General features: G+C 35.5%; 13 protein-coding genes. 5 read left to right on the top strand and 8 right to left on the bottom strand.

The window, feature by feature from the left end; translation table 11 throughout:
• Window positions 1–5 precede the first annotated feature (5 nt).
• Complete coding sequence (locus V7164_RS20905; protein WP_335355129.1) at window positions 6–314, bottom strand: hypothetical protein; 309 nt, start codon at window positions 312–314, stop codon at window positions 6–8.
• 852 nt (window positions 315–1,166) lie between these two features.
• On the opposite strand from V7164_RS20905, the gene V7164_RS20900 reads away from it, so the two are divergent.
• Entirely contained in the window at window positions 1,167–1,382 is a 216-nt protein-coding gene (locus V7164_RS20900; RefSeq protein WP_335355128.1) for a hypothetical protein, read from the top strand.
• A gap of 234 nt (window positions 1,383–1,616) precedes the next feature.
• On the opposite strand, the gene V7164_RS20895 is transcribed toward V7164_RS20900, so the two are convergent.
• On the bottom strand, window positions 1,617–2,510 hold the full coding sequence (locus tag V7164_RS20895; RefSeq protein ID WP_335345836.1) for a YitT family protein: 894 nt from the start codon (window positions 2,508–2,510) through the stop codon (window positions 1,617–1,619).
• A gap of 228 nt (window positions 2,511–2,738) precedes the next feature.
• Here V7164_RS20895 and V7164_RS20890 point away from each other — a divergent pair, with 228 nt between their 5' ends.
• Together V7164_RS20890 and V7164_RS20885 are read left to right on the top strand one after the other, a co-directional pair.
• Window positions 2,739–3,134 (top strand): response regulator transcription factor, encoded by a 396-nt coding sequence (locus V7164_RS20890; protein WP_335345837.1) that lies wholly within the window; start codon window positions 2,739–2,741, stop codon window positions 3,132–3,134.
• On the top strand, window positions 3,127–4,059 hold the full coding sequence (locus V7164_RS20885) for a hypothetical protein (RefSeq protein ID WP_335345838.1): 933 nt from the start codon (window positions 3,127–3,129) through the stop codon (window positions 4,057–4,059). Before V7164_RS20890 ends, V7164_RS20885 begins: the two co-directional genes overlap by 8 nt.
• A gap of 128 nt (window positions 4,060–4,187) precedes the next feature.
• Here the strand turns inward: V7164_RS20885 and V7164_RS20880 are convergent, their stop codons facing one another.
• A complete protein-coding gene (locus V7164_RS20880; RefSeq protein WP_335345839.1) occupies window positions 4,188–4,826 on the bottom strand; it encodes a hypothetical protein in 639 nt (212 codons plus the stop codon).
• Between the two features lie 180 nt (window positions 4,827–5,006).
• Here V7164_RS20880 and V7164_RS20875 point away from each other — a divergent pair, with 180 nt between their 5' ends.
• Window positions 5,007–5,708: a response regulator transcription factor gene (locus V7164_RS20875; protein ID WP_335355127.1), complete on the top strand. Its 702-nt coding sequence runs from the start codon at window positions 5,007–5,009 to the stop codon at window positions 5,706–5,708.
• Window positions 5,698–7,104 (top strand): HAMP domain-containing sensor histidine kinase, encoded by a 1,407-nt coding sequence (locus tag V7164_RS20870; RefSeq protein WP_335355126.1) that lies wholly within the window; start codon window positions 5,698–5,700, stop codon window positions 7,102–7,104. The genes V7164_RS20875 and V7164_RS20870 overlap by 11 nt, the downstream gene beginning before the upstream one ends.
• A gap of 115 nt (window positions 7,105–7,219) precedes the next feature.
• Here V7164_RS20870 and V7164_RS20865 read toward each other — a convergent pair whose 3' ends face one another.
• The 5 genes from V7164_RS20865 to V7164_RS20845 all read right to left on the bottom strand — a co-directional run bounded on the left by V7164_RS20865 (window position 7,220) and on the right by V7164_RS20845 (window position 13,111).
• On the bottom strand, window positions 7,220–8,563 hold the full coding sequence (locus V7164_RS20865) for a hemolysin family protein (RefSeq protein WP_335345842.1): 1,344 nt from the start codon (window positions 8,561–8,563) through the stop codon (window positions 7,220–7,222).
• Window positions 8,564–8,626: 63 nt separating this feature from the next.
• Window positions 8,627–9,028, bottom strand: a complete 402-nt coding sequence (locus V7164_RS20860; protein ID WP_335345847.1) for a MerR family transcriptional regulator — start codon at window positions 9,026–9,028, stop codon at window positions 8,627–8,629.
• Between the two features lie 261 nt (window positions 9,029–9,289).
• Window positions 9,290–10,591 (bottom strand): hemolysin family protein, encoded by a 1,302-nt coding sequence (locus tag V7164_RS20855; RefSeq protein WP_335345843.1) that lies wholly within the window; start codon window positions 10,589–10,591, stop codon window positions 9,290–9,292.
• Window positions 10,592–11,299: 708 nt separating this feature from the next.
• Window positions 11,300–11,839, bottom strand: coding sequence for a GNAT family N-acetyltransferase (locus tag V7164_RS20850; RefSeq protein ID WP_335355125.1), 540 nt, complete (start codon window positions 11,837–11,839; stop codon window positions 11,300–11,302).
• 138 nt (window positions 11,840–11,977) lie between these two features.
• The gene (locus V7164_RS20845) at window positions 11,978–13,111 is read right to left on the bottom strand and encodes a histidine kinase N-terminal domain-containing protein (protein ID WP_335355124.1); all 1,134 of its coding nucleotides are present in this window, start codon (window positions 13,109–13,111) and stop codon (window positions 11,978–11,980) included.
• Window positions 13,112–13,289 lie beyond the last annotated feature (178 nt).

The raw sequence follows: 13,289 nt of genomic DNA, 5'->3' as shown, positions 1-13,289 counted from the left end.
AAATATTAACGACGACGACGGCGGCGTCTTCTTTCTTCCTCGATATCTATATTTATATCTACATCTTGATCTTGATCATTTTCCTGTTCTTGTTCAGATCTCACTCTAGCGTTACTGCGGCTGTTGAGTCTGATATCAACCTTAGAATTACCTGAGTTAGTAACATTAGAACGTGCAACGTTGGTATTTTTATCGGTATTTCGAACATCCGCTTCTGCTTCTGAATTAGATCTATTTCTTAACTCCGATTCAATATCTGTGTCAAAATCCACATCTACATTAGTATTTTCATTATTTCTTCTTCTACTTAACATTTTTATCGACTCCTTCGTTTTTCATAAAATTACCTTGCATTAAACCTAATCAAAATCTATATCAAAATATTAGTTTTGTATTTTTTCTTGTTCCTGATTTGAATTAATAGGAGCATTAGAACATACAAGAATTATCGGAAGCAGTAATAGTATCTTGTGTGGAAATTGAAGTTTTTGACAGTTTTTCTAACTTCAAAATCAAGTTTTGAAATTATCTCTTTTTCTGTTACCGACTATCAGTTTTAAATTTTCGGTATCAATATTTACCTTGACTATCCATTCCTTCTCCTGTTTCTCTCGCTTAAATATGTCTCCCCTTTCATATTTACGTTTTTCCTTAAGCTACTTAACTCACTTTTTATCTTCCTTAGTATTACTGTATTCCTTTGGTATTAATGATGTATAGACTAATAGACCAAGTCCATATAAATGCATTTGTTTTTTTACCATTTTGTTTAAAGAGTATTAAGTTGAGTTTTTGAATTATCTTCTTGCCTGCTTTGGAAAACTAGAGAGGCTTGGAAAAACATGTAAAGTAGTCGTATTTGAAACGGAGGTGTTGTTGATAAAGGAGCGGTATTTTGTTGAATATACTGAACAAAAGAGCAGGTTAGCTGAAAAACTGATGAATTGTATGGTTGCACAAAGCATTATTGACCTCTAAATTTTTTCTTAGAGTTTGGCATGCTTTGAACTAAGTATTAAAAAAGATGGATATTTTTTCGAGCTTCGGCCATAAATACGATGAGGTTATTGACCACAGTATGAACCTAAATTTTATTGATCTGATGAAATATAGCGTAATTGCCGGTAAACGGGATGTTCTATATTAGAGCATAAATGGGCATTTGAGTGGGGAGTCAACTAGAGAAAAAAGAATCTATTTTTTCCACGGTAACCCTAATGAAGCGTCTATCTTTTTATAAGGATTTGGAAAGTCCAAATATTGCGATTCATTTAGAACAAAGCAATAATGAATGGACAGTTAAGGATACGAAAGTAAAAAGGGTGCTGTTTAATAAAAAAGCTACGGACATTAAATCCGTTATTTTCATTAAATGCCCGTAATTTCTGGACTAAGCGGACACTGAGTACGCTATTTACGAAAAAGCACGAGGAAATCACTGCTTTTTTTATAATATAGCGGAACCTATGTCCGCAAACAGAAGAATCTAATCCATTTTGCCACATATAACGGAACGAGTGTCCGCCAAGGCCAAGCTCAGCTGCCCAAATTAATATACGATTTTGATCAGCTGATTAATATGTTTTCCACAAAAACTGAGCTACATAAACCCTTTTTTAATGTATAGCTTTTTTCTTAAACCGTCCGCCACGAACCTCTGTGATATTGGCGATGGCCAAAAAGGCATGTGGATCAATTTCTTCCACAATCGTTTTTAACTTAGCTTCTTCGAGACGTGTAATGACACAAAAAATAACTTTTTTATCATCTCCGGTGTATGCCCCTTCACCGTTCAAATAAGTGACGCCACGGCCGAGTCTTGCAAGAATAGCATCTCCGACTATCTTGTGGTTTTCTGAGATGATCCAAACAGATTTCGATTCATCTAATCCTTGAATAACGATATCAATCGTTTTATATGCAATAAAATAGGCGAGAACTGAATACATCGCTCGATTCCAGCCAAATACAAACCCTGCTGAAGTGAAAATAAAAAGATTAAAAAACATAACAATTTCTCCTACAGAGAAAGGAAGCTTTTTGTTCACAATAATGGCTAATATCTCGGTCCCATCGAGAGAGCCGCCATAGCGAATAACGATTCCGACTCCTGCTCCTAAAATAATCCCTCCAAATACAGTTGCGAGAAGAGGATCCTTAGTAAATACGGGAACATCGTGGAGAAGAGCGGTTGAAACAGAGAGAACTGTAATTCCCAGTAGAGTGGAAAATGCGAAGGTTTTACCAATCTGTTTATAACCTATATAGAAAAAGGGGAGATTCAGAATGAAGATAAATAATCCTAATTTTATACCGGTAACATGTGAAAGCATGATGGAGATACCAGTTATTCCTCCATCCAAAATTTTGTTCGGAACGAGAAACTCCTCAATCCCTACCCCCATTAATACAGAACCGAGACAAATAAAAAACAAAATTTTTGCTAATTTTGCTTTGGACAATCCCTTATGCAAGGGTGCCGCGACCACATTTTCTGATGAATCGATCATATAGTTTCCCCCAATTTTTACATGATTCCTTTTCAGTTGGATCATGAATATCCATTTTTAAAATTATAACATTTTTTTACTTTATTCAAGTACATGAGCATTGAAAAATGTCGGAAATGTTACACGAATTACAGGAATTAAGTAATGCATTTAGAAAATAAAGAAGGAATATTGTCATATATTGTAGAACTTTTATCCTATATCTTTAAAATCAGGAGTGAATTCAAAATGGAAAATCATTTAAAAGTGTTAATTTGCGATGATTCTGCATTAATTAGAAAGAAACTTAGAAATATATTAGAAGTTTGCCAATGCAAAAATATCGAGGAGGCTCAAAATGGGGTAGAAGCTATAACAAAGGCAAATACCTTTAAGCCTGATCTCATTTTTATGGATATTGTTATGCCTGGTAAAGACGGCATTGAAGCATTAGAAGAAATAAAAAGAGATCATCCTGCAATGAAAGTGATTATGGCATCTTCTGCAGGGACTCAATCTCATTTGAAAAAAGCACTCGACTTTGGCGCAGATGATTTTATTCAAAAGCCTATTACGCTAGAAGCGGTAACTTCCATTATTGAAAAAGCGTTAAAGGAAGAAAGGAAGGACAGTGCTCATGTTTAGTCAATACTTTGGACATTATTTATTAAATAAAGGACTGTTAACAACTGAACAGCTCAAACAGGCGCTTGATCAGCAAAAATCAACCCATGTAAAATTTGGTGTCATAGCAGTTGATAAAGGCTTTCTAACTTCAGCCCAAGTGGAAGAAATTCATGAAAAACAGAAAAAACAGGATAAAAGATTTGGTGAAATTGCAGTTGATCTGGGGCTTTTATCCAATGATCAGGTTGAGCAAATGCTAGCTGCACAGAAAAGCAATCATTTACTATTGGCACAATCAATTGTGGACAACAACTTTATGACGATTGACGAGTTCTCGAATTCTTTAAATGAATATAAAAAGTTATATAGCCTATCAGATGAACGTTTTGAAGCGATTAAAAACGGTGACATTGATGCAATGGTCGAAAGCCTATTACATTCATCTTCAAACGAAATAAAAGAATTTATTGACTATCTTTCATTATTTATAAAGAATATGATTCGGTTTATTGATGATCAAGTTTATATTGAGTTAAGTTCAGTAAGTGGAGAAGTCGAAACAGATTGGCTTGTCTTGCAGGAAATCCAAGGTGAGGCACCACTGTTAACCGCACTTGCTGCTAGTGAAGAAATGTTTTTGCAAATCGCATCCATCTATGCCGAAGAAGAATTGACAGAAGCTTGCGAACTGGCTCAAGCATCTGTCAGTGAGTTTCTGAATCTTCATAACGGAATTTACTTGGTGAATATGTCTAATAGAGGAATAGAATTAGGAATGGCCCCTCAATCTGTTCAGAGTGAAGCAGTTTTCCTATTCGATGAAGACACAAGCTTACATATAACTGTCCATACTTCTAAGGGTGAATTCAAATTAATCATTACGAAGCAGCCTCAGTCCTCTAAAGTTTCTGCTAAGATTCAAGAAACTCCTGCCATTATGTAAGAAAATATGCGCTGGAATAAGGATTTATTCTATCAGAATGAAGGAGAAGCCATCCGCGTTTAAGGGGGCTAGTCTAATTAATTATAGAAGGCTGCTTATCTCATAAGGCAGCCTTCTAAGCAATTTGTTTAATCCTTAATATCCTCTTTTATTTTCATCATCAATGCTTTCTTTTCTTCGCGGACTTTTTTTTGGTCGATTTTGAGGCTATCTTTTATATGCATAAAGGATAGTCCTTCCTGTTTCATCTTAATCACTTCAGATAAATCCTTATTGCTTACCTTTGCAATGGCCGCACCTATTACAATAAACCGTAATGAAATACCTTCGTCTACCCAAGCTTTAATTTCATCTTCTGTTTTTCCAGTATATTCAGCTACGTTTTCTATGACCTCGCCCTTATGATCCTGCAAGTATTTTTCCTTATGCTCATGGTATTGCTCCTTAAGCTTTTTCAAATCAAGCCCATAATGCTCTGCCGTTTTCTCCCATGACGAATCATTTTTCTTATAAACATTTAGGACATCATCAATTTTTTTATTCGAATAATTAGCGATATGAGCGGCTTTAAGAATTTCTTCTTTGGAATAACCTTGATCCAAAAGGCGTTTTAGATCCCCTTCATTTATAAAATGATGGTGATGGTCTCTCTTAAACTCATGATGCCCACCGTTTTCAGCATATGTAATTACAGTTGATTGGGCTAGTATGAATCCAAAAACAAGCATCCCGATCGCCCATTTTTTAAGTAAATTTCTTGTCACCATTTGCATTCTCCTTTTTGTTTTTTTTGGGTCCGTATATAGCATGTCCAAAATTATTAAACAAATGTGGAAAAAATTGGCCCGCCCATTAAATACTTAGGTATAAGTGATATTTATTGTAAAATAGGGGAGGGTTCGATTACATTAAAGAAAAGGTATTTACATGGGAAGGTGCATGTTTTTATGAAAATTCTCGTTGTTGAAGATAATGAAAGTGTTTGTTCCATGCTGGAGATGTTTTTTATGAAGGAAGGGTATGAAGGAGTCTTTGTTCATAATGGACAAGAAGGCTTTGATCGATTTAATAAGGGGAAATGGGATTTAATTATTGTCGATTGGATGCTTCCTATTATGGATGGAGTTACTCTTTGCCGCAAAATCCGCCAACTGAGTCAAGTACCAATTATCATGCTGACGGCAAAGGACAGCGACTCTGATCAAGTGTTAGGTCTTGAAATGGGAGCGGATGATTATGTGACGAAGCCTTTTAGTCCACTCGCACTGATGGCAAGAATAAAGGCTGTAACAAGACGCTATCAATCAGATGTCATAGAGAAAGAGGAAAGCAATGTCATTACAAGCCAATATTTTAAAATTAGTAAGGATTCACGCGAAGTATATTTTAATGGGCAGCCTCTCCTTAATCTAACGCCAAAGGAATTTGATTTGCTTTATTATTTTGTGAAAAACCCAAAGCAGGTTTTTTCACGTGAGCAGCTGTTAGATCGTGTATGGGGCTATCAGTTTTATGGGGATGAACGGACGGTTGACGTTCACATTAAACGGTTAAGGAAGAAAATCGGTACACCTGAGCAGCCATTTATTCAAACGGTATGGGGAATTGGCTATAAATTTGATGAAACGGTGGTCCCGAATGAGGATTAGATTTTTTTATCAGCTTTTAATTAGTCATATTAGCATCCTCATTTTGGCTTTCCTCATTTTGAGTTTATCATTTTCACAGTTTGTTGAAAGGTATATTTTCCAGAATAAAGTGGAGGAGCTAGAGGCATATGGCGATCAAATCCTAACAGATTTAACGTTAAGGCTTGAGGGGAATGAACAATTTTTAGCCGAGTACAGCCAGCTTCTTAATACCAGGCATATAAAATATATTCTGTTTAATTATGAAGGAAAAGTTATCTATCCGAAGTTACAAAGCAGCCCATTAATACAGTTGACTGAAAAAGAGTGGACGGAAATATCAAAGGGAAATAAAGTATCTGTTAAGCATGATATTAAACGATTTGGTCAGGAGGTTTCACTTGTAGCTGTTCCCTTCATGCAAGGAGATCGGTTAGGCGGGGGAATTCTTTTGCTATCGCCCATTACAGGGACGATGAATATGATTACCCAATTAAATAAATTCTTATTATATACGATCGTCATCTCTTTATCAGCTTCCATTCTAGTTAGCCTTATTTTTTCGAAAAGCTTGATAAAACGGATTAAGGAAATCCGCAATGCGACTTCCATGATATCGGCCGGAAATTATGATGTTTACGTTCCAGAATCGTCTATCGATGAGATTGGCCAGCTTGCAAGGGATTTTAATGAAATGGCTGGAAAGATAAAGAAATCTCACGAAGAAATTGACCGGCTGGAAAATAGGCGAAGGAAATTTATAGCAGATGTTTCTCATGAGATGCGGACCCCTTTAACGACGATTAGCGGACTTGCTGAAGGAATAAAGAATCAGTTAATTCCGGAAGAGGATATTGAAAGAGGCATGATATTAATTGACCGTGAGGCGAAAAGACTGATACGGCTTGTGAACGAAAATCTTGACTATGAAAAAATCCGCTCTAACCAACTGAAGCTCGATAGGGTGGAAATAAATTTATCTGAAGTGCTCGAAGTCGTAAAAGAGCAGCTTCATATGCAGGCCCTTGAAAAAAATAATCATATATCGGTCATATGTGATGAGAATATTAAGGTCATTGCCGATTATGACAGGCTCATCCAAATTCTCATTAATATTGTCAAAAATAGTAATCAGTTCACAGAAAGGGGCCAGATTATCCTAAAAGGAATATCGGAAGAGAAGGAAACGATAATTGAAATCGAGGATACCGGCATTGGAATTGATCCCGAAGAAATCGAGTCCATTTGGCATCGGTTTTATAAAGCAGATGTATCAAGAACGGGAGAGTCGTTTGGCGAATTCGGCATAGGTTTATCCATAGTAAAACAGCTCGTACAGCTTCATAATGGTCATATAGAAGTGAGCAGTGAAAAGGGAAAAGGAACTAAATTTACAATCCACCTGCCAAAAAGGTAAATAGTGAGAGCAGTAAACCCTTAGCGCCATAGTTTGTTTAGCTAAGGGTTTTTTAATATAAAAAAAGAAATCGGATCTTTCACCGATTTCTCCTTTCACATCTAACCTCTTACTTCTAGACTACTTGCGTTTCCGTCAATGGAAGGGGTTGAGGCTTTTCATTTTCATTTAGCTTCTGGACTTCAATATACTTAATATGATGATCTTCCATGTCGATAATCTTAAAGGCATAGGAATCTAATTCAATCACATCGCCTTGCTTAGCTTCGTAATTCTCTGTAAGAATCCACCCGCCGATTGTATCTACATCTTCATCATTTATATCAACATTAAGCAAATCGCTTACTTCGCTTACAAGCATTTTGGAATCAATAATATAGTGTTCATCATTGATTTTCCGAACCTCTGGCACTTCATCCATATCAAATTCATCGCGGATATCACCGACAATTTCCTCGATAATATCTTCTACTGTCACAAGTCCAGAAGTTCCGCCATACTCATCCATCAGGATAGCCATATGAATTCTTTCCTTCTGCATTTTAAGGAGAAGATCATGGATCGGAATCGTATCAATCACGCGAATAATGGGACGTGTGTAAGATTCAAGCTTATTGGAAGTGACCTGTCTGTTCTTAATGAGATCCGTCATTACTTCTTTAATATTAACTAATCCGATAATATGATCTTTATCCCCATCGATAATCGGATAACGTGTAAATTTCTCTTCATAAACCGTTTCTAAAAAGTTTTCAAGCGTGTCATCCTTCGAGAATGATACGATTTCTGTTCGTGGAACCATGATTTCTTTCGCAATACGGTCGTCAAAATCAAAGATTTTATTTACATACTTAAACTCAGATTGGTTGATTTCTCCACTTTCATAGCTTTCAGATAAAATAATGCGAAGTTCTTCTTCTGAATGGGCTAATTCGTGTTCGGAAACTGGCTTTAATCCAAATAATCGTGTTAATAATTGAGCAGATCCATTTAAAGCCCAGATTACCGGATACATTAATTTGTAGAATAAAATTAATGGACGTGCGGTTAACAATGAAACCTTTTCAGCTTTTTGAATCGCAAGGGTTTTTGGCGCCAATTCTCCAACAACAACATGTAAGAAGGTAATAATCCCGAAGGCAATTCCTACCGAAAGAATTTGTGATGCAGAACTTGGAATGCTTAGTTTATCAAAAATAGGGTGAAGCATATGTGCAATGGTTGGTTCACCAAGCCACCCAATACCAAGGGCAGTAATCGTTATTCCCAATTGGCATGCTGACAAATACTCATCCAAATTACTAATCACTTTCTTTGCATGTATAGCACTTTTATTTCCTTCTTCAATTAACTGATCGATTCTTGAACTTCTTATCTTAACGATGGCAAATTCCGATGTCACAAAAAATGCCGTCAAAGCAATTAAAATGGCTATAATAACCAAGTTTAATATGTCCAAATAAATTCCCTTAGCCCGATCTTTCGGGTAAGGAGTCACCTCCTGAAATATTAGAAAATAGGGTTAACTTGTCAAGCTTACAAGAGTCTTAATTAATGTTGTGCCTTCTGTATTAAGCTTTTTTGAAAGGTCACCCTTTTGATCTTCGTCCAGGCAATTGATTAATGGCAGCAGGACAGCAATTTCATTATGAAGCTGTTTAATTTGCTGTGTAATCGCATCAATTTGCCTCTCAACATCTCTTGTATGCATGACCGTTTTTGATTTTAATTCTAGTTTTCTCTTAATCTCATCTAGCGGAAAATGCATAGATTTACAATCTTCAATAAAATGAAGGTCGGACAGAACTTCTTCTGAATACATACGATAATTAGACTTAGTACGCTGAGCTTGAATAAGCCCGATGTTTGTATAATAATCTATAGTTCGTTTAGAAATATTTGCAATTTTTGCTAATTCACCAATACGATAAACTGCCCCATCGTATCACCCCATTGCCATTTAATTAAACTAGAGTTTCGAAAAAAAAGTGTAACTCCCTAAATTTATTATATGCTAGATAAAACCATACAGTCAAACGTAACAGTTTAATAATCATTTGTTACATTAATTTATTGGGCATTCTAAAGAAATATGTATTTGAATTTTCAGAGAATAAAAAAACGAACCGAAAGGAACAGACCGGAATTAGGAATGAAAATTGTTGTATTCCTAAAGGTCTATTCATCAGTCAGCGTCAGTCTTTTTAACTTCAATGTACAGAATATGATGGCCTTCTATTTCTTTAATGATAAATAGGTATCCATCATGTTCAATGGCTTCACCCTGTTCGAGATCGAATTTTTGTGTGAGTATCCAGCCGCCAAGAGTATCTACTTCGTCTTCATCAAGATCCGTTCCTAATAAGTCATTCGTTTCTGAAATGAGCAGCTTTGCATCTAATATATAATGATCCTTGTCCAGCTTTTGCACGAAAGGAAGCTCGTCTGCATCAAACTCATCACGAATTTCACCAACGATTTCTTCTAAAATATCCTCTGCCGTTACTAAGCCGGCTGTTCCTCCATATTCATCGAATAAAATGGCCATATGGGTTCGTTCCTTTTGCATTTTCAACAAGAGGTCATGAATGGGGATCGTTTCAATGACTCTAATAACAGGCTTTATATATTGCACAACTGTTTTTTCTTCTTGGCATTTTTTTCGAATGCAATCGGTTAATATTTCTTTCACGTTAATAAGTCCGCGAATGGTGTCTTTGTCTCCGCCTGTAATCGGATATCTTGTATATCTTTCATTCATGATGACATCAAGTACTTCAGATAGAGTAGCATTTTCATCTAAGCTGACAATCTCTGTTCGTGGAACCATAATTTCCTTTGCGATGCGATTGTCAAATTCAAAAATATTATTTACGTATTTATATTCTGACTGGTTTATTTCCCCGCTCTTCAGGCTTTCAGAAAGAATGATCCGCAGTTCTTCTTCAGAGTGGGCAATATCATGCTCAGAAACAGGCTTTAAACCAAACAGGCTAGTTACAAATCTTGCCGAGTGATTTAGAGTCCAAATAAATGGGAATAAAATTTTGTAAAACCAGATTAAAGGCTGTGCAAATGCTAATGTAATGGCTTCAGCTTTTTGAATGGCAAATGTTTTAGGAGCCAGTTCACCTATTACTACATGCAAGAAGGTGACTAACGAAAAAGCGATAATAAACGAAAGAACCTTTGTGATAGAAGGCTGCAAATTTAAATGTTCAAAAATTGGTTCCAAAATTTTTTCAATAGTCGGTTCACCGAGCCACCCGAGTCCTAAAGCAGTTATAGTTATGCCTAGCTGGCAGGCTGATAAATATTCATCTAAATTGGAGGTTACTTTTTTTGCCGTGTGAGCTTTCGGATTTCCCTCTGCAATTAATTGGTCAATTCGGGATGATCGCACTTTAACCATGGCAAATTCAGAAGCAACAAAAAAAGCAGTTAAGGCAATTAATAAAAATAGAAGGAAAATATTTAGTACCATCATTCATATCCTCACAAAATATGTAAGGACCGTTCACCTCCTCTGAAATTTACTTTTCCCGAAATGATCTTTTTTTATTTGAAAAACTATACTGCCATCTGTTAATGATTTTGATTGGGTCTTTCTATTGAATGAATACCTTATAATAGATCAAAATAAACATGGATTGAATTTCTTTGACAAAAAATGAAATGATTGAATTAACTAGTAGGGAACAATCAAAAGAAGGTGGCTTTACGTGGTACAGGCAATGTAGAAAGTGCAGAATAAAACTGTTTATCGTGTTCAAGGCTTTTCTTGAATTAGCTGCACCCAAAAGTTCGAAAAGAACGTAAAGCACCTTGAGAGTGAAGGAAAGTCAAAAATAAATATTGTGGAGAAAAACCAAAAAAAAGTAACGCTTAGATACAAAAATCGCTTTGAGCGTTACTTTTTTGCACTTTTTCAATTAAATGCGGACATTGAATCCATTATTTTCATTAAAATAGCCTTAATTAATGGCTAAGCGGACTCAGGGTACGTTATTAACGTAAAAACACGTAGAAAGTACTGTTTTTACAAAATACCGGAACCAGTGTCCGCAAACATAAGGAATTCTCCCATTTGTCAACAATAATGGAATTGATGTCCGCAAAGCTCAATTTATTATTAGTATGCGATTTGAGCTGCCGGCCAGTATGCTATTGCAATTTTCTCCACAAAAACTAACTTTTATTTCCAATCACGTGCTAGCATTCCATAGATTACTAAATCATGATAATGATTGTATAAAAATTCTGCGTCACGAATAATTCCTTCTTGTATAAATCCTAATCTTTCAGGGATCGCACGGCTCTTCTTATTTCCTACCCCGCAGCGGATTTCCAGCCGATTTAAACTTAAATCTAGAAACGCGTAATTGACTAGAGCCTGAACCGATCTAGTCATAATCCCTTTCCCTTCAAACCCATTTGCAAGGTAATAGCCCATACTCGTTTGTTTATTATTCCAATCAATTTGATGGAAACCGACTGAACCGGCAAGCTGGCCTTTATAACGAATGCCAGCATTAAATCCATTATTATCAGCAAAGGCTTTTAGCCACATTGGAATAATCTCATGATATTGGATTGGTGAAGTCATATTATCAACCCAAGGAAGCCACTCTCTTAAATGCTGTCTATTCGTATCGACTAAATGATACAGTTCTTCTGAATGGTGTAATTGAAAAAGCTGCAGTTCGATATCTTGATCAACCTTTAACACAAACATCGTACACTCTCCTTAAATAAAAAAATTAGAGATAATTACCAATTTTAATCTTAAAAATGAATGAAGTACATAAGAATTTTTCTATAGGATTGATATCACGTATTTGATTATAGAAAAAAGGGCTGACTTCAATAGGAGTCAGCCCAGGTTTATATCGGAAACTGGAAGGATTATGCTAAAAACCGTTAAGTCTCCTTTTGTTTCAAATTCTAATTTCCCTTTATGCTTTTCAATAATTTCTTTGCAGACAAATAATCCTAGCCCTGTGCCAAGAGATTTAGTTGTTACGAATGGTTCAAAGATGGACTTTACAAGATGCGACGGGATCTTTGGCCCATTATTGGCAATTTCTAGCCTTATAAAGGAATCATCTTGAATATGGCTGGTTATTTTAATTAATGGTTCTGAAGTAGATGTATGTAAAACATCAATGGCATTAAAAATAATATTGATCAATACTTGACGGATCTCATCCGCATAACCTAAAAGGGAAATGGAGTCTGGCATGCATTTATCAATTTTCACTTTTCCGTCCAAAATGCTGGGATACAAGAAAACTAATACTTCGTCAATTATTTCATTAAGTGAAAAATTTACTTTCTCTTTTCCAATCAATTCCTTTTTTGATAGTAAGAGAAACTGAGAAATACGAAAATTCAACTGTTCTAATTCAATCGAAATAATATCTAAATATTTCAAATTTGGATTTTCAGCTTTTAATAATTGAATGAAGCCTTGAACAGAGGTAAGTGGATTTCGAAACTCGTGGATGAAGCTAGAAGTCATTTGTCCTAGCAGTGTAAGTCGATCTTTATGACTCGTATCAATAAATTGAGTTTTTTCTTCGATAATCTGATTTTTTGCATCACTATAATAAGTAACAGAAAAATATAAGAATTGATCAAAACAAAATTGAACCTTCTGATTGTATTCGTTCAGTTCGTCTAAATCTAGGTTCATATTCCTGAGATTCTCTTGGAAAATGGAACGCCCAAGATTTACGTTATAGACAAATTGGCCTATATTTATACCGGCTTTTAACCGTTGATCTGCAATCGAAATTGAAAATTTGCGAATCGTTTTTACTAATTCCTCCTCTGGGTATGAAAAGCATTGGATAAGAAGATAAAACATAACCTCGCCATTTTCCTTCATTCGATCTTTAAAAGGATCATCAGAAGAAACAACTATCTTCTTTCCCCACTCATATAACATATTATTCTTTTCCATGTGCAATTGCTCAACAACCTTCTTACTCGATCTTGTTAACATTTGTCTCTCCATTCTTCATGAATAAAAATCTTTTTTCATAGTTATATAAAGTTCTACTTTTTTTGAGAATATCCTTTGTCGAAATTAAGCGAATAAAAAAACAGTTCTTCAAGACTAGTCTTTCTGTGTCAAAATAGGGGGAGATTGGTCAAAAAAAGAGATAAATAAAGTAGGATTT

Origin of the sequence: Bacillus sp. JJ1474, from assembly GCF_036965225.1 — a bacterium.
GTDB lineage: Bacteria > Bacillota > Bacilli > Bacillales > Cytobacillaceae > Cytobacillus.
Note: the sequence above shows the minus strand (reverse complement) of the source record. Positions and strands in the feature narration are given on the sequence as shown.